The sequence below is a fragment of the Mycolicibacterium sichuanense genome, assembly GCF_033741125.1.
In the GTDB taxonomy this organism is placed as follows: domain Bacteria; phylum Actinomycetota; class Actinomycetes; order Mycobacteriales; family Mycobacteriaceae; genus Mycobacterium.
Genome location: NZ_JAWQPU010000005.1, coordinates 231,080 through 248,179, shown reverse-complemented (window position 1 = coordinate 248,179; position 17,100 = coordinate 231,080). Strand labels below are relative to the sequence as shown.

At 67.9% G+C, this 17,100-nt stretch carries 15 protein-coding genes; 6 read left to right on the top strand and 9 right to left on the bottom strand.

The annotated features are described in order from the left end of the window. Positions 1 to 51: 51 nt before the first annotated feature. From SBI80_RS17110 to SBI80_RS17085, 6 genes are read left to right on the top strand one after another with little or no spacing between them, the layout of a single operon-like run. The gene (locus SBI80_RS17110; RefSeq protein WP_318975998.1) at positions 52 to 1,716 is read left to right on the top strand and encodes an ABC transporter substrate-binding protein; all 1,665 of its coding nucleotides are present in this window, start codon (positions 52 to 54) and stop codon (positions 1,714 to 1,716) included. Next, entirely contained in the window at positions 1,713 to 2,648 is a 936-nt protein-coding gene (locus SBI80_RS17105) for an ABC transporter permease (RefSeq protein ID WP_318975997.1), read from the top strand. Before SBI80_RS17110 ends, SBI80_RS17105 begins: the two co-directional genes overlap by 4 nt. After that, positions 2,645 to 3,529 carry an ABC transporter permease gene (locus SBI80_RS17100; protein WP_318975996.1) on the top strand — a complete coding sequence of 295 codons (885 nt, stop codon included), beginning with the start codon at positions 2,645 to 2,647 and terminating at the stop codon, positions 3,527 to 3,529. The genes SBI80_RS17105 and SBI80_RS17100 overlap by 4 nt, the downstream gene beginning before the upstream one ends. Next, positions 3,526 to 5,178: a dipeptide ABC transporter ATP-binding protein gene (locus SBI80_RS17095; RefSeq protein ID WP_318975995.1), complete on the top strand. Its 1,653-nt coding sequence runs from the start codon at positions 3,526 to 3,528 to the stop codon at positions 5,176 to 5,178. The genes SBI80_RS17100 and SBI80_RS17095 overlap by 4 nt, the downstream gene beginning before the upstream one ends. Further along, a complete protein-coding gene (locus SBI80_RS17090; RefSeq protein WP_318975994.1) occupies positions 5,175 to 6,545 on the top strand; it encodes an LLM class flavin-dependent oxidoreductase in 1,371 nt (456 codons plus the stop codon). Before SBI80_RS17095 ends, SBI80_RS17090 begins: the two co-directional genes overlap by 4 nt. Further along, positions 6,542 to 7,765: an acyl-CoA dehydrogenase family protein gene (locus SBI80_RS17085; RefSeq protein ID WP_318975993.1), complete on the top strand. Its 1,224-nt coding sequence runs from the start codon at positions 6,542 to 6,544 to the stop codon at positions 7,763 to 7,765. The genes SBI80_RS17090 and SBI80_RS17085 overlap by 4 nt, the downstream gene beginning before the upstream one ends. Here the strand turns inward: SBI80_RS17085 and SBI80_RS17080 are convergent. From SBI80_RS17080 to SBI80_RS17040, 9 genes are read right to left on the bottom strand one after another with little or no spacing between them, the layout of a single operon-like run. Then, positions 7,756 to 8,259 (bottom strand): CAP domain-containing protein, encoded by a 504-nt coding sequence (locus tag SBI80_RS17080; RefSeq protein WP_413232747.1) that lies wholly within the window; start codon positions 8,257 to 8,259, stop codon positions 7,756 to 7,758. The two genes, SBI80_RS17085 and SBI80_RS17080, sit on opposite strands and share 10 nt — an antisense overlap. Beyond that, positions 8,256 to 8,768 (bottom strand): Rv1363c family protein, encoded by a 513-nt coding sequence (locus tag SBI80_RS17075; protein WP_318975992.1) that lies wholly within the window; start codon positions 8,766 to 8,768, stop codon positions 8,256 to 8,258. The genes SBI80_RS17080 and SBI80_RS17075 overlap by 4 nt, the downstream gene beginning before the upstream one ends. Beyond that, positions 8,765 to 9,349 (bottom strand): Rv1363c family protein, encoded by a 585-nt coding sequence (locus SBI80_RS17070; protein WP_318975991.1) that lies wholly within the window; start codon positions 9,347 to 9,349, stop codon positions 8,765 to 8,767. The genes SBI80_RS17075 and SBI80_RS17070 overlap by 4 nt, the downstream gene beginning before the upstream one ends. 23 nt (positions 9,350 to 9,372) lie before the next feature. Then, a complete protein-coding gene (locus SBI80_RS17065) occupies positions 9,373 to 10,875 on the bottom strand; it encodes an MCE family protein (RefSeq protein WP_318975990.1) in 1,503 nt (500 codons plus the stop codon). A gap of 1 nt (position 10,876) precedes the next feature. Next, a complete protein-coding gene (locus tag SBI80_RS17060; RefSeq protein ID WP_318975989.1) occupies positions 10,877 to 11,998 on the bottom strand; it encodes an MCE family protein in 1,122 nt (373 codons plus the stop codon). Beyond that, positions 11,995 to 13,344: an MCE family protein gene (locus SBI80_RS17055; protein ID WP_318975988.1), complete on the bottom strand. Its 1,350-nt coding sequence runs from the start codon at positions 13,342 to 13,344 to the stop codon at positions 11,995 to 11,997. The genes SBI80_RS17060 and SBI80_RS17055 overlap by 4 nt, the downstream gene beginning before the upstream one ends. Then, entirely contained in the window at positions 13,341 to 14,693 is a 1,353-nt protein-coding gene (locus tag SBI80_RS17050) for an MCE family protein (RefSeq protein WP_318975987.1), read from the bottom strand. The genes SBI80_RS17055 and SBI80_RS17050 overlap by 4 nt, the downstream gene beginning before the upstream one ends. Then, positions 14,690 to 15,721 carry an MCE family protein gene (locus tag SBI80_RS17045; protein WP_318975986.1) on the bottom strand — a complete coding sequence of 344 codons (1,032 nt, stop codon included), beginning with the start codon at positions 15,719 to 15,721 and terminating at the stop codon, positions 14,690 to 14,692. Before SBI80_RS17045 ends, SBI80_RS17050 begins: the two co-directional genes overlap by 4 nt. A 34-nt stretch (positions 15,722 to 15,755) precedes the next feature. Then, complete coding sequence (locus SBI80_RS17040; protein WP_318975985.1) at positions 15,756 to 17,099, bottom strand: MCE family protein; 1,344 nt, start codon at positions 17,097 to 17,099, stop codon at positions 15,756 to 15,758. Between the last annotated feature and the right edge of the window lies 1 nt (position 17,100).

The window sequence follows — 17,100 nt, the reverse complement described above, 5'->3', positions numbered from 1 at the left end:
GGCGCGGGGCACAGCAGTGCGACAAGACATTTCACGAAGGATTAGCCATCGATGCCCGCTTCCCGCACCACCCGTACCCTGCTGGGTTCCGCCGCCCTCGTCGTCACCCTGGCCCTCGCGGGTTGTGGCGGAGGTGGCGGTGATTCCCGGTCGTCGGCGGCCGCCGGGCCGCCGGTCAAGGGCGGTACCGTCGTCTACGGCGCCGACCGGGAACCGGCCTGCCTCGATCCGCACAACAACGGCGACATGCCCCAGACCTACGTCGCGCGGCAGTTCCTCGACTCGCTGGTCTCCGAGCGACCCGACGGCACCGTGGTGCCGTGGCTGGCGGACTCCTGGACCATCTCGCCAGACGGCCTCACCTACACCTTCAAGATCAAGCAGGGGGTGAAGTTCCACGACGGCACGCCGCTGGACGCTGCCGCCGTGAAGGCGAACTTCGACCAGATGCTGGACCCGGCGACGCAGTCGCTCACCGACACCGGTTACCTGCGGCCGTACTACGCATCGTCGCGCGCGGTGGACCCCACGACGTTCGAGCTCGTGCTGAAGTCCCCATATTCGGCGCTGCTGCCGGTCCTGTCGCAGGCGTTCTTCGGCATCGAGTCGCCGAAGGCGATGGCGCGCGGGTTGGCTGCCAACTGCCAATCGCCAGTCGGCACCGGCCCCTTCGTCGTCAAGCAGTGGGTCCACGGCCAGAGCGTCGAACTGGATCGCAACGCCGACTACGACTCCGCGCCGGCCGATGCCAAGCATCAGGGACCCGCGTATCTGGACCACGTCAGCTGGAAGTTCCTCGAGGACGGTTCGGTCCGTTTCGGGGCCGTCCAGGGTGAGGGCGCCGACATCATCTTCAACCCGCCCGCCCAGCAGAACGCAACGCTGAAGGCGGATCCGAACCTCGCTCTGCAGGAGTTCACTCACACCGGCCTGCCGAACGGGTTCGCGTTGAACACCACCCGCTTTCCCTTCACCGATACCGCCGTACGGCAGGCGTTCATTCACGGCTCGAACGCCGAGGCCGCCGTCAAGAGCGCCTATCTAGGCGTCTTCGATTGGGAACCGGGCCCGCTCACGTCCACTACGCCCTTCCTGGACAAGGACCTGCGCGCCAATTACGAGAACGACCCCGCCAAGGCCAACCAGTTGCTCGACGCGGCCGGTTGGACGCAGCGCGATGCCGATGGCTTCCGCACCAAGGACGGCAAGCAGCTCACCGCGACGGTGATCTACTCCTCGGATCCCGGGGACACCCCTCCCGCCGACGTCACCCTCTACCAGGACGTCCAGGCGGCGGAGAAGGAGATCGGATTCAACCTCGTGCTCAAGCCGATCCCGCAGGATCAGTACTTCGCCGCCTTCACCGACATGAACGCCTACGACGCGCTCGCCGGTGCGTACTGGAACAGCCCGACACCGTTGGTGCTCACCCTGCTGTACTCGACCGATTCGATGAATCTGGCACCGGGCAACAACATGGCATGGGTGTCGAATCCTGCGATCGACGCCCCGCTGAAGGACATCGCCGCCGCGTCCGACGTCGAACAGCAGAAGCATCTCTACGACCAGGTTCAGACCCTCGTCGCGCAGAACGCCTACCACCTCGGGTTGTACCCGCAGACCACCAGGCTGGTCTCGAAGAAGCACCTGCAGGACGTTTGGATCGAGCCGTCGGAGGGTGAGCCGGTGTTGCACGACGCCTGGCTGGCACCGTGAACCCGAGGCAGATCGCGTGGCGTCTCGCCGGGGTGGTCGGAGTCCTCTGGGGCGCTGCGACGTTGACCTTCGTCATCGAGCAGCTGATGCCGACCGATCCCGCGCAGACGATCCTCGGCGGCGCGGGCGCCAAGCCCACACCTGATCAATTGGCCGCCGTCCGAACGCAGTACGGGTTCGACAAGCCGGTCGTCGTCCAGTACTTCGACTATCTCGGCGGCCTGCTCCGGGGTGACCTTGGCACGTCGTACGTTCGCAAGCAGCCGGTATCCGACATCATCGGTCAGCAGCTCGGTTCCACGTTGACCCTCACGATCACCGCGCTGGTCGCGTCGTGGCTGATCGCGGTCGTGGTCACCCTGTTGACCGCGCACCGCGGCCGCGCGCTGGCCGCGATCGGCTCCGGTCTGGAGACGCTGCTGGCTGCGCTGCCGCAGTACTGGTTGGGCATCGTGCTGCTGGTGGTGTTCGCGTTCTCGCTACACGTGCTGCCGGTCGTCGGTGACGGTGGTCCGGAGGGGCTGGTGCTCCCGACACTGACCCTCGCCCTGCCGCTGGCTGGGTTCCTCGGCCAGGTGACCCGTGACGAGTTCTCGTCGGCGATGGAGCAGCCGTTCGCGGTCTCGGCCCGGGCGCGGGGGATGAGCGACTTCGCCGTGCGCTGGCGACACGCGCTGCGTCACGCCGTGCTGCCCGGCCTTACGCTATCGGGCTGGGCCCTGGGGTCGCTGTTCTCGACGGCGGTGATCGTCGAGGCGGTCTTCGTCCGACCAGGGCTGGGGCGCGTCCTCGTCGACGCCGTCAAGAGTCAGGACATGCCCGTCGTGGTCGGGGTGACGCTGTTCGTCGCCGCGATCTACGTGGTGGCCAACCTGCTGGTCAATCTCGCGTTCGGGCGGATCGATCCCCGGCTGCGGAGGGCGGCGCGATGACCGTCAACGTCGCCGACGGTCTGACCGTCACCACGTCCGCCGCGACGGCGCCGGTCGCCCGCCGCCGGAACGGCCGGACGATCCGGCCCGCCGTTTGGCTGTCCGCCGCGATCCTGGTGCTCGTCGTGGCCTGGGCCGTGGCGCCATCGGTCTTCACCACCGGGACCCCCTTCGACACCAACATCGAAGCGGCGGTCCAGGCGCCGTCGCTGCACCACTGGTTCGGCACCGACGCATCGGGCCGCGACATCTACACCCGCGTCGTGTTCGGGGCCCGCAGCTCGCTGCTGATCGGTACCGGGGCCACTACGCTCGCGCTGGTGGCGGCGATCGCGTTCGGATTCGCCGCCGGTCTCGGCGGCCGGTTGACCGACGGCGCCATCAGTCGGTTCCTCGAAGTCCTGCTGGCCCTGCCGGGTCTGCTGTTGGCCTTGGTGTTCATTGCGGTGCTGGGCCCCGGTGTCGGCACCGAGATCGTGGCGGTGGCGCTAGGTTCGGCGGCCGGGTATGCCTGGATGGTGCGTGGGCAGGTGATCGCGGTGAGGGGTTCCGGCTACGTCAGCGCGGCAACGGCCCTGGGGCACAGCCGGTCCCGCATCATCGCCCAGCACGTATTTCCGAACGCCATGCGGCCACTGGTGGTGCTCGCCACCATGGGTGTCGGGCAGTCGATCGTCTGGTCGTCGTCGCTGAGCTTTCTCGGGCTCGGCGTTGCGCCGCCCGCCCCGGAGTGGGGCGCGATGCTCGACGCTGGACGGGACTTCGTCTCCACGGCGTGGTGGCTGGAACTGTTCCCCGGTCTGGCGATCGTCGGCTGCACTCTCGCCGTCACGGTGCTCGGCCGCCATGCTCAGCAGCGACTCGAAGGGCGGTTGGCATGACGGCACTGCTGGAGGTCACGGACCTCACCGTCGGGTTCGGCGACCGCGAACCGGTGGTCCGGGGTGTCTCCCTGGAGGTGGCGCCGGGTGAATGTCTGGCGATCGTCGGTGAATCCGGATCCGGGAAGAGCGTGACGGCACGCTCACTGCTGGGACTCGCGGGTCCCGGTGCACGGGTAACCGCGACGCGTCTTGAGCTGCAGGGAAAGATGTTGTTGCGCAATCGCGATCGTGATTGGCGGCGGCTGCGTGGCCGTCAGGTGGGATTCGTTCTGCAGGATGCGCTGGTCTCCCTGGACCCCTTGCGCACCGTCGGTCACGAGATCGGCGAGACCCTGCGACTGCATCGTTACGGCAACCGGACGCGCCGACGTGCCCGCGTAATCGACCTGCTGACCGCCGTCGGGGTGCCAGAGCCCGAACTGCGGGCCCGGCAACTGCCGCACGAACTGTCCGGCGGTCAGCGCCAGCGCGCGCTGATCGCGTCGGCGATCGCGCTGGACCCCCCGCTGGTGATCGCCGACGAACCCACCACGGCACTCGACGTGACCATCCAGGCGCAGATCCTCGACCTGCTGGCGGCGATGAAGGACCGCGGCACCGGCCTGATCCTGATCAGCCACGACCTGGCCGTCGTGAGCAGGCTCGCCGACCGGGTCGCGGTGATGCGAGACGGTCAAGTGGTGGAGCAGGGGCGCGTCGATGACGTACTGACGTCGCCGACTCATCCCTACACGCGGACGCTGCTCGACGCCGTGCCCGCCGCGCACCGCAAGGGCACGCGGCTGTCGAACGCGGCGCTGCGGCCGGCGTCGACGGATCACGATGTCCGCCAGCAGGAGTCGCCACCGGACGGCATCGTGCTCGCCGCCGACGGTCTGGTGAAGCGGTTCCGGGGACCCGACGGGGTGACGCGGACCGCCGTCGACGGAGTGTCGTTCACGATCGGGGTCGGCGAGACGCTCGGCATCGTCGGGGAGTCCGGGTCCGGCAAGACCACCACCGCGCAACTCGTGCTGGCCCTCCTTCCACCTGACCAGGGCACCGTCCAGTTGGCCGGTCATCGGTGGAGCGAGTCGACCGAGGCGCAGCGCCGCCCGCTGCGCCACCGCATCTCGGTGATCTACCAGGACCCCCTGGGATCGTTCGACCCGCGATGGACGGTGCGCAGGATCGTCGAGGACGCCGTGCCAGCGGCCCTGTACCCGGATGCGGCCGCCAGGCGCCAGCGCGGCGCCGAACTGCTCGCGGACGTCGGACTCTCCGAGGAGCATGCCGATCGGCGGCCACTGCTGTTGTCTGGCGGACAGCGCCAGCGCGTCGCGATCGCCCGCGCTCTGGCACCGGAGCCGTCACTCATCGTGTGTGACGAGCCGGTGTCGGCGCTCGACGTCACCATTCAGGCGCAGGTGCTCGACCTTCTCGCCGACCTGCAGCAGCGGCTGCGGCTGTCCTATCTGTTCATCTCTCACGATCTCGGAGTCATCCACCACGTCGCCGACCGGGTACTGGTGATGCGCGATGGCCGGGTCGTCGAATCGGGAACGGCTGCAGAGATCTTCGATGCACCTCGAGATCCCTACACCCGAACGCTGCTCGCGAGCCTGCCCGCCGTGCAACCGCAGATCAGCCCAGGAGCCCCGAGATGACCCGCCAGATCGTCCTCAACGCGTTCGACATGAACTGCGTGACCCACATCGTCGCCGGCACGTGGCGGCACCCCGAGTCTCAGGCCGCGAGGTACAAGGACCTCGAGTACTGGCTCGAGCTGGCCAAGCTGCTGGAACGTGGATTGTTCGATGGCTTGTTCATCGCCGACGTACTCGGCATCTACGACGTGTACGGCGGGGGCCCCGATGCGGCCATCCGGTCGGGAGCCCAAGTGCCGGTGAACGATCCGCTGCTGGTCGTTCCCGCCATGGCCACCGTCACCGAGCATCTCGGTTTCGGGATCACCGCGGCCACCTCGTTCGAGCACCCGTACTCGTTTGCCCGCCGGATGTCCACACTGGACCATCTGACCAAGGGGCGGGTCGGCTGGAACGTCGTCACCGGCTATCTGGAGAGCGCGGCTCGCAATCACGGCCTGGACACCATCACCCCGCATGCCGACCGCTACGACATCGCCGACGAGTACACCGAGGTGCTCTACAAGCTGTGGGAGGGGTCGTGGGACGACGATGCGGTGGGCACCGAACCGGGCCGCGCACACTACGCCGATCCGGGCAAAGTGCATCCAATCGAACACGACGGCAAGCACTTTCGCGTCCCTGGGATTCACCTGTCCGAACCGTCGCTGCAGCGAACCCCGGTGCTGTATCAGGCGGGGGCATCCAATCGCGGTCGTCAATTCGGCGCCGAGAACGCCGAGGTGATCTTCATCGGCGCACCGACCAAGGAGGTGCTCAAGGAGGCGGTCGCCGACATCCGGGCGCGCGCGGCGGCTGCCGGTCGCGATCCGCACGACGTGAAGATCGTCAACGGTCACGTGGTGGTCACCGGTGCCGATGAGGCGGCGGCTCGGGCGCGCTACGAGGACTTTCGGCGCTACACCGATCCCGAGGGCGCGCTCGCGCTGTGGTCGGGATGGCTCGGCACCGACCTGTCCCGGTTCGACCTCGACGACCCGGTTGCCGTCACCGACAACGAGTACCTCAAGTCTTCGGTGCAGATGTTCGGTCAGGGCCAGTGGACGCTGCGCGACTTCATCGACGCCCATGCGATCGACGCCGAGGGCGGCTTCAGCGTCGGCTCACCAACCCAGGTCGCCGACGATCTACAGGAGTGGGTCGAGGAGACCGACGTCGATGGGTTCAACCTCACCAACGTCATCACCCCGGGCTCGTTCGTCGACTTCATCGACCACGTCATTCCCGAGTTGCAGAGGCGCGGGGCGTACAAGACCGCCTATGCCGAGGGCACCCTGCGGAACAAGTTGTTCGGCAAGGGATCCCATCTACCCGATACCCACCGAGCGGCACGCTACCGCCGCGTCGACCAGGAGGTTACCCGATGACTGTCACCGACCAGCGCACCAACGCCACAACCTACGGTTCGGATCGATTGGCCGAACTGATCGCGGCGATTGGCGAAGGCGCCCTCGAACGTGAGCGGTCCGGTGAACGGCCTTTCGCCGCAATCGATCTCGCGCGCCAAGCGGGACTCGGTGCACTCCGCATTCCGCTCGAGGAGGGTGGTGGGGGTGCGACGCTGCGTGAATTGTTCGCCACGGTCATCGACCTGGCCGCCGCGGACGTGAACGTCGCACACATCCTGCGCGGCCACTTCGCCCATGTCGAGGAACGCCTTCGCCTCGGTGCCGACGAGCGGTCCCGGGTGATCGCGCTCGCACTCAGCGGCAAGATCGTCGGTAACGCGTCCACCGAACTGGGTTCGACTCCCGCTGGCGCGTTCACCTGGCAGACCAAGCTCACCGAGGATGGCGACGGGTTCCGGCTCAACGGCCGCAAGTACTTCACCACCGGTACCCTCTACGCCGACTACGCCGAGGTTCTCGCAAGCAACCCCGAAGGCGCGACGGTGATCGTGCTGGTGCCGACCGATCGGGCCGGTGTGACCGTGCTCGACGACTGGGACGGGATGGGGCAACGCGCCACCGGTACTGGGACCGCGATCTTCGACGACGTCGCGGTCTCAGCCGAGGAGACACTGCAATTCGCACCGCCCGATGCCGATGCCGAACCGCCCGCGCTGTACCACTCGGGAGCGTTCTTCCAGCTCTACGTCACCGCGTTGGAGGCGGGCGTGCTGGACGCGCTGCTCGTGGACGCCGTGGCCCACGTCCACCAGCGGTCGCGCAGTTTCGCTTGGGCGCCAACACCGTCCGCGCCCGATGATCCGCTGCTGCAGCGGGAGATCGGTGAGATCGCTGCGGCCGCGTTCGCCGCCCGGGCCACCGTCCTGGCTGCGGCAGATGCGCTGGCCGCCGCATTCGTCGCCGACGTCGAGGGAAGCGACCCCGACTTGGCCCTCGCGCACGAGGCCTCGCTGCAAGCCGCCAACGCCAAGGTCGTCGTCGACGCCCTCGCCCAGAAGGCGGCGTCGCAGATCTTCGACGTCGGCGGGGCGTCGGTGGTGCGGCAGGCGCATCTGCTGGACCGGCACTGGCGCAACATCCGAACGCTGGCGTCGCACAACCCCACCAGCTACAAGGCACAGGCGATCGGCGCGTACCACGTCCGCGGGACCCGGCTGCCCGGCAGCGGCTACTTCTGAGGCGCCGCGGGTTGTCCGTACATCGCCACCACGACGGTGCGGTCGAGGCTGTTCTCCGACCACACGCCCATCAGTGAGTAGCGGCAGTCCCGCATGATGGCGAGATAGTCGGGGTTGGCGAACCACTGGTTGATCAATTCGATGCCGCTGATCGCCAGCGCGGGATTGATCGCCACCGTCTCGGCCACGTTGGTCCCGGAGAAGCCCGCGGCGGCGGCCCGGCTCTGCGGGGTGGATCCGTCGGACCCGATGTCGCCGTCGAGACTTCGGTCGTTCAGGACGTCGAGCGCATGCCACTGGGCGGCCAGCTGCAGCGGTCCGTTGGCGACGACGTCGTTGGTGCACCCGGCGTGATGCTGAACGGTGTAGACGTCGGCGATCACGCTCTTGTTCAGCCGCGAGTTGTCGGCCTGGGCGGCCGGGGCTGCCATCACCGAGACGACCGCCAACCCGCCCAGCCATGCCGCGGCGGCGCGTCGCCGGCCCACCGTCACTTCGGCTCGAAGCCGGAGACGAGCCACCGGCCGCCCACCTTGTCGAGCGTGACCAGCACGGTCGACCGGGTCGCGGTCGGTGCGCCCTTCGCGTCCCCGACGGTGGCCGTCTGGTCGATGAACAGGAGTACCTGGGCGTGGTTCTCGGTGGCCGAGACCGAGGCGGCGGCGGGGACGGTCGCGACGGTGGAGACGTGCTGCTGCTTGGCCCCTGGGATCACCACGTCGCGCGTCAGCGACGAGTAGGAGTCGCGGAACGACCCGGTCAGCCGGTCCTGCGCGGCGTCCAGTTGACGCTCCACCGAATCCGGTTGGTAGGTCAGCAGCGCGACGGCCGCGTCCCTGGCCGCCGCGACCGACGCCGATCCCGCCGTCTGAGTGACACGGTCGGTCGCATCGGTGAACTTGAGGAAGCCGGCGGCCAGTGCGAGCACCAGGGCCAGGCCCGGCAGGACGCCGAAGAACACGATGCGCGACCAGGAGGTGCGCTGGACACTCGGCTCGGTCATGCGACGAACTCCACGCCCGATATCCGCGGTCCGTCACCGGTCTGCTCGACGGTCACCCGCATCCGCCACGACCGCGGTTCTTGCTGAGCTGCACCGGCATTCGACGTCTGAACCGTAACGGCGACGAGAACCTGCGCGCCGGTGTCGGTCGCCGACTCCAGACCGGCCTCGGTCACTGTGCCGACGGTCTTGGACCGCGCCTGCTTGACCGCATCGAGGAACGGCTGGCTGCGCTTGGCGAAGTCGTCGCGGAAGCCACCCGTGGACGAGTCGAGGATCCGCTGGACGTCGGCGTCTGCCTCGTTGAAGTCGATGGTGGTCAGATCGATGGCACCCTGGCGCCCGACTTGGAGGAACAGTTCGCGTTGGTCGAGGGCCCGGTGAGCTTCGTAGGCGCGGAATCCGAGCCATCCGGTCAACGCGGTCAGAACGAGGACGACCGCCACCACCACCGCGTAGGCGAGGCGCCGAGGCCACGCCGAAACGGCGTGTTCGGTGTCCTCGGCGTCTTCGTCGTCACCGACGTCGTCGGTGTCTTCGTCGGCCTCGACGGGTGGGTCGTCGACGATCACGTCGGTCATGGTGTCCCTCCTCGGGTTTTCGGTCACGGCTGGGTGGGCGGCAGCAGCATCGTCTGCCAGGTCTTGGAATCGGGATGAGCGAGATCGGCTTGCCGGTAGCGTCTTCCGTCCGGTCCGACGTAGTCGCCGGTGGCTGGGTCGTACGGGATGGCCGCCATGGGCGGCGGCAGCGGCGTGGGCCCGGCCGCGGGCAGCGTGGGTCCGGCGGGCGCGGGAAGCATCTCGGGTGGGGGAGTGACACCCGGCGGATACTGCGGCACGCCCTGACCCGACAGTGTGGCGTTGGGGTCGCCCTTCCAGTTGTAGCCGTCGTTGAGCGGCACGTAGTCTTCGTTGCTCTCGCAGAGCTCGACCGTGGGAGCCCGCTTGGCGGGATCGTTCTCGCACGGAATGTTGCGCACACCACGGACGTTGAGGTCCGAATCCTGGGGGACCCGGCAGTACAGCTCACCGACGGGCCGATCCGGGGCGTCCTGGTCCGACGCCGACCGCTGCTGGCGGACCGGCAGGAACCCGGTATTGCAGGGCGGTGGTGAATTCAGGTTGAGATTGAAGTCCAGATAGATCCCCTTGTAGGCCTGCTTGGTACCGGAATCCGCGACGGCGATCGCCGACATGACGGCGGTCCCCTGCGGATAGAGCACCAGCAGCTGCTCGAGATCGGGTCGGTACGTCACGGCGATGTCGCCGAGGCTGACCAGATTGGCCAGCAGCACCGGCAGCGCGGGAGCCACCCTGTCGAACAGTGCCTTGCCCTCGTTCAGCGCGGGCGCGCCCTTGGTGAGCAGGTCTCCGAACGCCTGGTCCCGAGCCTTGAGCTGGCCCGTGATCGCCGCGGTGTGCGCCGCCCACTGGGCGATCGAATCCGAGGTCTGCACCTGGGAGTTCAGCACCGGCGGTGCCTGGTCGATCAGCTGGGTCAGCGGGTCGACGGTCTTGCCCGCGTCCACGGCCAGCGCGGTGGACCCGTCGACGATGCGCGAGAGCTCGGGACCCAGCCCTCCGACGGCCGTTGCCGCCTCGTCGACGACGGTGCGCAGATCGTCGTGGGGGATGGCCTGCAGAGCCCGGTTCGTCGCGTCGAGCAGATTGCCGATGTCTGGTGGAATCTGCACTCTGCCAACGGGAATGACGTCGCCGTCGTGCAGCTTGCCGGCGTCGCCGGCCGTCGCGCCCGGAGCGGGCGTCAGCTCGACGAACTGCTCGCCGACCGCCGACCGGCTGTGCACGGCCGCGGACACGTCGGCCGGGATCGGGATTCCGCTGTCGAGGTTGAGATCGGCGTCCACGCCGTCCCTGGTCACCGCGATGGAGCCGACCCGGCCGATCTCGTCGCCGCGATAGGTCACCACCGACGACTGGTACAACCCGCCGGTGGCCGGCAGGCGAAGTGTGACGTGGTAGCGCCCGATTCCCAGCAGAGCCGGGACCTTGACGAAGCCGAATGCCATGATGCCGCAGGCGACCAGCGTGATGGTGGCCAGGATGGCCAGCTTGGTCCACACCGTGCGGGACAACCGGAGCATCTCAGTACCCTCCGAAGTGATAGGGGGCGATGAGCGGGTTGCCCGCGGTGTACGGGCTCGGCATCTGTCCGATCGTCCTGCCCCACTGCAGTTCCAGTTCGGTGAGGTTGCCCTCCCACCTGGTTCCGGTGAACAGGCTGCTGTCGATGCGGCTCAGCGTCAGGTCGATGACGAGGGTGATGTTCGCGAAGTCGCCGCGGAACCAGTTGGGAACCGTGCTCTTCACCCAGGGATAGGTCGACAGGAAGTCCAGGCCCTTGGTCAGCGCCGGTCCGGCGTCGGCCAGCGAGCGCAGCACCGGGGCGATGTTGCGCAGATTGGCCACCAGTGCCTCCTTGGACTGGGTGACCGTGGACGTGGCGATGGCACTGAACTTTCCGAGTGCGTCGATGGCGTCGGCGAGCTTGGTGCGCTCGTCGGCCAGCACGGCCAACGCCTGCGGAATGGTGGTCAGCGCCCTGTCCACGGTGGCGTCCTTCGCCGCCACCTGACCGGCCAGCGAGTTCAGCTTCTCGGTGGCGCTGATGATGTCGTCGGTCTGGTCGTTGAGCTGGGCGATGAACACATCCAGCTGGGTCAGCAGGCTGCGCATGTCGTTCTCGCGGCCTGCGAAGGCCTTCGCCAGTGACTGGTTGATCTCCTGCAGCTGGCCCAGCCCGCCGCCGTTGAGCAGGATCGACACCGACGCCAGAGTCTGCTCGGTGGTGGGATAGGTGCTCGCCGAGGACAGCGGAATCACCGAACCGTTCACCAGCTCGCCCTCTGGCGGGGCATCGGTCGGCGGGGCGAGCTCGATGTGCATCGAGCCGAGCAGGCTCGTCTGACCCACCTTGGCGGTGCTGTTGGCGGGCAGGTGGACGTTGCCGTCGATGCGCATCGTCACCAGGGCGTGCCAGTCCTGCACTTCGATCTTGGTGACGTTGCCGACGTTGACGTCGGCGACTCGGACCCGGGTGTTCTGCTGGATGACCACCACGTCGGGCAGCTGCGCCTGGATGGTGTACGAACCGTCACCGCTACCTTCGGTTCCCGGCAGGGTCAGCGAATTGAGGCCTCGCCATTCACAACCGGGGATCGTCGACAGGCACGCGATCGCCAGCGCGGTGGCCAGCAGGCGCCTCACGGCGTCCCCTGCTGAGGGGGCGTCGGCGGCGGCAGCATCAGGCCCTGCAGACCCTGGCTGGGGTCGGTGGGTACTGCGGCTTCGGCGGGAAGCGGCGCACCGGGGTCGGCGGGCGCGTCCGGCGCCGCGGACGGTGCCGGTGGTGTCTGTGGCGGCAGATGGGGGTTGAGCCACGGCTCGCTGTAGGTCAGTTCGTTGGGCCGGGCTGCGGCCCCCACGAAGGGATTCACGCCGAGTGGCGGAAAGTTGTACTGGCGGTTCTTGATGATCGGCGCCAGGTACTGGACGCAGAGCTTCGAGGACTGCTCGTAGTTCTCCCGCGAGGCGGCCTGGATGGAGCTGCAGATGAACTGGACGGTGTTGGCGAAGTTTCCCGCTGCCAGGATGCCGGTGACCGCGCTCTGGGCGGGCTGGTAGATGTTCATGAAGTTCTGGAACACCGTCGGTGCGATGTGCAGGACCTGTTTGACGTCACCGCGACTGTCGTTGAGCGCCTTGGTGATCGCGGCGAGGTGATCGACCGTGGTTCCGATGCTCTCCCGGTTGTCGGCGACGAAGCCGCGCAGATCGGACACCGCCCCGTCCAGTCCCTTGGTCGCGTCGGCGATCTCGTTGGGGGAGTTGGACAGTACGGTGGTCACGTCGGCCAGGTTGACGTTGAAAGCGGCGAGCAGGTCACTGCTGGAGGACAGCGCCGACACCAGCAGCTGCAGGTTCTTCACGGTGCTGAAGATGTCGGTGCTGTGATCACCGAGCGCCGAGACCGCCTGCGAGAGCTTGACTACCGTGTCGCGGGCGGTGCCTCCCTCACCGCGAAGGTTAGCCGCGGCGCTGCTGATGAACTCACCGACTGAGTTCGGCCCGCCGGGCGTGACGGGCTGCAGGGAGTCGGTGAGCTTCTCCAGCTGCTGGCGGAAGTCGTCCCACTCGACGGGCACGGCGGTGCGCTCCTGCGGAATGCTGGTGCCCGAGGCCATCTTGGGTCCACCGGAGTACGCGGGCACCAGCTGGATCGCCCGCGCGCTGACCAGTGACGGCGACAGGATGGCCGCCTTGGCGTCGGCCGGAACCGAGTACTTCGAGTCGATCGAGAACGTCACCTTCGTGTTGGCGGGCAAGGGTTGGATCGCATCGACCCGGCCCACCGCGACGCCGAGGATGCGGACCTCGTCGCCGGTGTAGAGCCCGTTCGCATTCGCGAAGTAGGCGGTGAAGGTGTCCTTGCCGACGTCGTTCCACCACGGTGTGGCGACCACGCTGATGGCCACCGCAAGGGTGACGATCAGGACGGACGCGATCGCGATGCGCGCCCTCCGCAGCGACGGTAGTCGGCCGGCCACGGTCACTGACCCCCACCCGATGACGGCGGAACCTCGTTCGGCGCAGGCAGATACACCGGACTGGGCGACGGTGCAGGGCTGGCCGGGCCTGCGATGCCGGGCGGTGGCAGGGCGGGCGGCCCCGGCGGCGGACCGCCGGGGGGCGGCGCGGGCAGCGGCTCCCGGTAGGGGTAGCGGCCGGGGAACTGGGCGGGGGCGTTGGGGTCCTCGTTGCCCGTGATCGCGTCGGGCAGGTTCAGTCTCGGATCCCCGCCCTGCCCGGTACGCGGGAAGGGCATCGGCGGTGGCGGGGTGGCGGGCTGCCCGGTGGCCGGGTCGACGAGTTCGGACGGGAGCTTGGTGTTGGGGTCCAGCCCGAGGTCGGAGAACGCGGCGTCGATGAACGGCTGGGAGAACTGACCGGGCACCAGATTGACCAGCGACGCCTTGAAGAACGGGCCCGAACCGAGCACTTCTCCGAAGGACATCGCGTACCGGCGCAACAGGAACAGGGTGCGCTGCAGCTCGGTCTTGTGATCGTCGAGGATCGACAGCACGCCGTTGAGCTTGTCCAGCGCGGGTTTGAGCTGGGTGCGATTGTCCCCGATGACGGCCGACAGCTGCCGTGACACCGCCGTCAGGTCGACCATCAGCGCATCGATCGAACGTCGTTGCGTCAGAAGCTCTCCCAGGAGCGCGTTGGCGTTGACCACCAGTTTGGCGATCTCGTCGCTGCGCTTGGCGAGGACGCCGGTCACCTGGTTGGCGTTGGCCAGCAGATTTCGCAGCTCGGCGTCGCGCCGGTCGAGGGTGCTGGAGAAGCGGGCGACGCCCTCGAGGGCGATCTTGAGGTCCGGCGGAGTGTCGCGGAACGTGTCGGCCAGGGTGGTCAGCGACGAGGACAGCTGCTGGGTGTCGAGCCCGCTGATGGCCGTGGTCAGATCACCGAGTGCGGACGGGAGATCGTAGGGCGACGTGGTGCGCTCCAGTGGGATCGTGCCCTGCAGGGTTCCGGTGCCGCGGGGGGTCACCTCGAGCATCTTGGTGCCCAGGACCGTCTCGGTCTTGATCGCCGCCTCGGTGCGGTCGCCGAGTGGCACCCCCTTGCGAACGGTGAAGTCCACCAGCACCTTGTCGCCCTGGAGTTCGACGTCGGAGACCTTGCCGACCTGTAGCCCGGACACCCGGACCTCGCTGCCGGGCTTGATGCCACCCGCTTCGGCGAAGTACGCGGAGTAGTCGGAGGTGCCCTTGATGAACGGCAGCTCGTCGTAGGAGAAGGCCGCGACGACGAGTGCGAGCAGGAGCAGTGTGCCGACGGTTCCGACGGCGGCCTTGTTGCGTTCGCCGAGGGGTTTGATGGTGGGTCGCTTCACTTCGGTGTGCACCGTCCCGAATCCTGGCCCGCCAGTTTGACGAAGACCGGTTGGCCCCCCTTGCCGTTGACCTTCAGGATGGCGTCGCAGAGATAGAACCCGAAGTAGTCGCCGTAGAGGCCCTGTCTGGCGAGGATCTGATAGGCGTCGGGAAGGGTCTTGACCAGATCGTCGACGTAGTCGTGATCGGCCTCGACCTGTCCGGCGAAGCGGTCGGTCTGCTGCACGGTGTCCTTGATCGGCTGACGGGCGTCGGCGAGCAGGTCTGCCACCGACCCGGCGGCGGCATTGATGTAGGCGAGGCCGGTGGTGATGTCGCCCTTGCGGTCGGCCAGCGCCTGGGTCAGTTGCGACAGCTTGTCGAGGCCGTCGGCGAACTGGTCGTTGCGTGCGGCGAACGTCGAGAGCACGGTGTTCAGGTTGTGGATCACTTGTCCGATCAGCTCGTCGCGTCCGGCGAGCGTGGTGGTCAGGGAGGACGTCTGGGCCAGTACCGACGAGATGGTGCCGCCCTGGCCCTGAAACACCTTGAGCAGCTCACCGGACAGGGCGTTTACCTGATCGGGGTCCAGGGCCCGGAACAGCGGCCGGAACCCGCCGATCAGGGCGTCGACGTCCAGCGCGGGCGAGGTCCTGGTCAGGGGAATGGTGGCCCCGGCGCGCAGCGGCCGCACCGACCCGGGCCCCTCTTCCAGCGCCAAGTACCGGTCGCCGATGAGGTTCTCGTAGCGGACCGCTGCCTCGGTGCCCTCGGTGAGCTTCAGGTTCCGGTCGATGGCGAAGTCCACCGTGACGGTGCCGTCCGCGTTCAGGGTCAGATCGCTGACCTTGCCGATCTCCACGCCCGCGATGCGAACGAAGTTGCCGCCCTTGAGGCCTGACACGTTGGCGAAGACCGCCCGGTAGGCGGTACGGGAGTCGAACCGGAACTGACCGAACACGGTCACCAGGGCAAACATGAAGACCAGGCAGATCGCGGTGAACAACCCGACCCGCGCCAACGTGCCGCCGATGCGCTTGCGCTTCATCGCGTCCTTCCCTCGGTGGTCGTCTGGTGGGTCGTCACGGCGGCGGTGACACCCCCGGGTACAGCGGGGCCCCGTCGGCCCCGTACTCCGGTGCGCCGTAGGGCGGCGCGCCCGGGTAGGCGGGCGCGGGCCCCGGCGCCGGGGGCCCCTCGTACCGAATCCGCGGTGGCTCGGGGGTGCCCTTGGTGACGGGGAGGTAGTTGGCGATGCCGGGGAATCCGATTCCCGGGTTCGGCCGGATGTCCAGCCCGGTACCCCACCCGGTGTCGGTCACCAGTGACTTCACCGGGAAGTTCGCGCTCACGTCGGGAAGCGAACCGCAGCTCGGCCGTCCACCCGGCCCGCCCGTGGCATTGACCTTGGGCAGGTTGTCCGGATACCGGTAGGCGTCGTCGCCAAACAGCAGCGCCGCGTCCATGATGACGGACTTTCCGTTGCCGCCCAGCGCATCTCGGCCACCGTGATCGAGGAACCACTGCGCGCCCTGGAAGAGGCACGTGTAGGTCGGGGAGTACTTGAACAACAGGTCGGTGGTGGGGACCAGGACGTTGGCGGTCCGCACGAATGCGGGTTCGTTGGTCGCCAGGACCGAGGTCGCCGACTGGGAGAATCCGACCGACGCGAGAAGCAGTTCGTCGAGCGCGCCCTGCTGGGTCACCAGGGTCGTGCTGGTGGTCGAGGCCGAATCGAGGATCGACAGGATGTCCTGCGCTGCATCCGAATACGCCTGGGTGGTCTGACCGAAGAGCTGCCAGTCCCGCTTGACCGTGGGCATCCGCGGATTGACCGCCAGCAGCACGTCGTTGGCGGCGGTGATGGCCTCGCCAATGCGTTCACCCTTGCCGCGCAGCGCCTCGGCGAAGGCCGACAGAATCGAGTTCAGCTTCGCCGGGTCGATGGCCTGAACCACCGCCTCGAGAGTCTGGAACACCGTGTTGACCTCGACGGTGACGTTGCGGGATTGGACCACCGCGCCAGACTTCAGCGGCTGTGGGCTGGGGTCCGGCGGCACGATGAGGTCGACGTACTTCGCGCCGAACGCGGTGCTGGACTTGATCTCCGCCTCGACGTTGGCCGGAAGGTACTGGAAGGGGCCGGGGTCCAGCTTCAGCTGGAGCGTGGACAGCGGAGTCCCGTGCGGATCGGTCTGGGTGCCCAGGGACCCGACGGTGCCGATCTGGACGCCGCGGAGCTTGACCTTCGCGCCGTTCTCCATCACGAGTCCGATGCGGTTGGAGACGATGGTGACGGGAACCGTCGTCCGGTAGGTGCCGGAGAACAGCACCGCGGTCATGACGACGAGAGCGATGATGACGAGCAGCAGGACCGGGGCATACCAGATCGGGTCGATTCCGCTGCGGCGCTTCGAGTTCTCCATG

Bases quoted from the DNA above. Each gene is read 5' to 3' on its own strand.
- SBI80_RS17110 (WP_318975998.1), top strand. From the start codon at position 52: ATGCCCGCTTCCCGCACCACCCGTACCCTGCTGGGTTCCGCCGCCCTC.
- SBI80_RS17100 (WP_318975996.1), top strand. From the start codon at position 2,645: ATGACCGTCAACGTCGCCGACGGTCTGACCGTCACCACGTCCGCCGCG.
- SBI80_RS17095 (WP_318975995.1), top strand. From the start codon at position 3,526: ATGACGGCACTGCTGGAGGTCACGGACCTCACCGTCGGGTTCGGCGAC.
- SBI80_RS17090 (WP_318975994.1), top strand. From the start codon at position 5,175: ATGACCCGCCAGATCGTCCTCAACGCGTTCGACATGAACTGCGTGACC.
- SBI80_RS17085 (WP_318975993.1), top strand. From the start codon at position 6,542: ATGACTGTCACCGACCAGCGCACCAACGCCACAACCTACGGTTCGGAT.
- SBI80_RS17075 (WP_318975992.1), bottom strand. From the start codon at position 8,768: ATGACCGAGCCGAGTGTCCAGCGCACCTCCTGGTCGCGCATCGTGTTC.
- SBI80_RS17070 (WP_318975991.1), bottom strand. From the start codon at position 9,349: ATGACCGACGTGATCGTCGACGACCCACCCGTCGAGGCCGACGAAGAC.
- SBI80_RS17065 (WP_318975990.1), bottom strand. From the start codon at position 10,875: ATGCTCCGGTTGTCCCGCACGGTGTGGACCAAGCTGGCCATCCTGGCC.
- SBI80_RS17045 (WP_318975986.1), bottom strand. From the start codon at position 15,721: ATGAAGCGCAAGCGCATCGGCGGCACGTTGGCGCGGGTCGGGTTGTTC.
- SBI80_RS17040 (WP_318975985.1), bottom strand. From the start codon at position 17,099: ATGGAGAACTCGAAGCGCCGCAGCGGAATCGACCCGATCTGGTATGCC.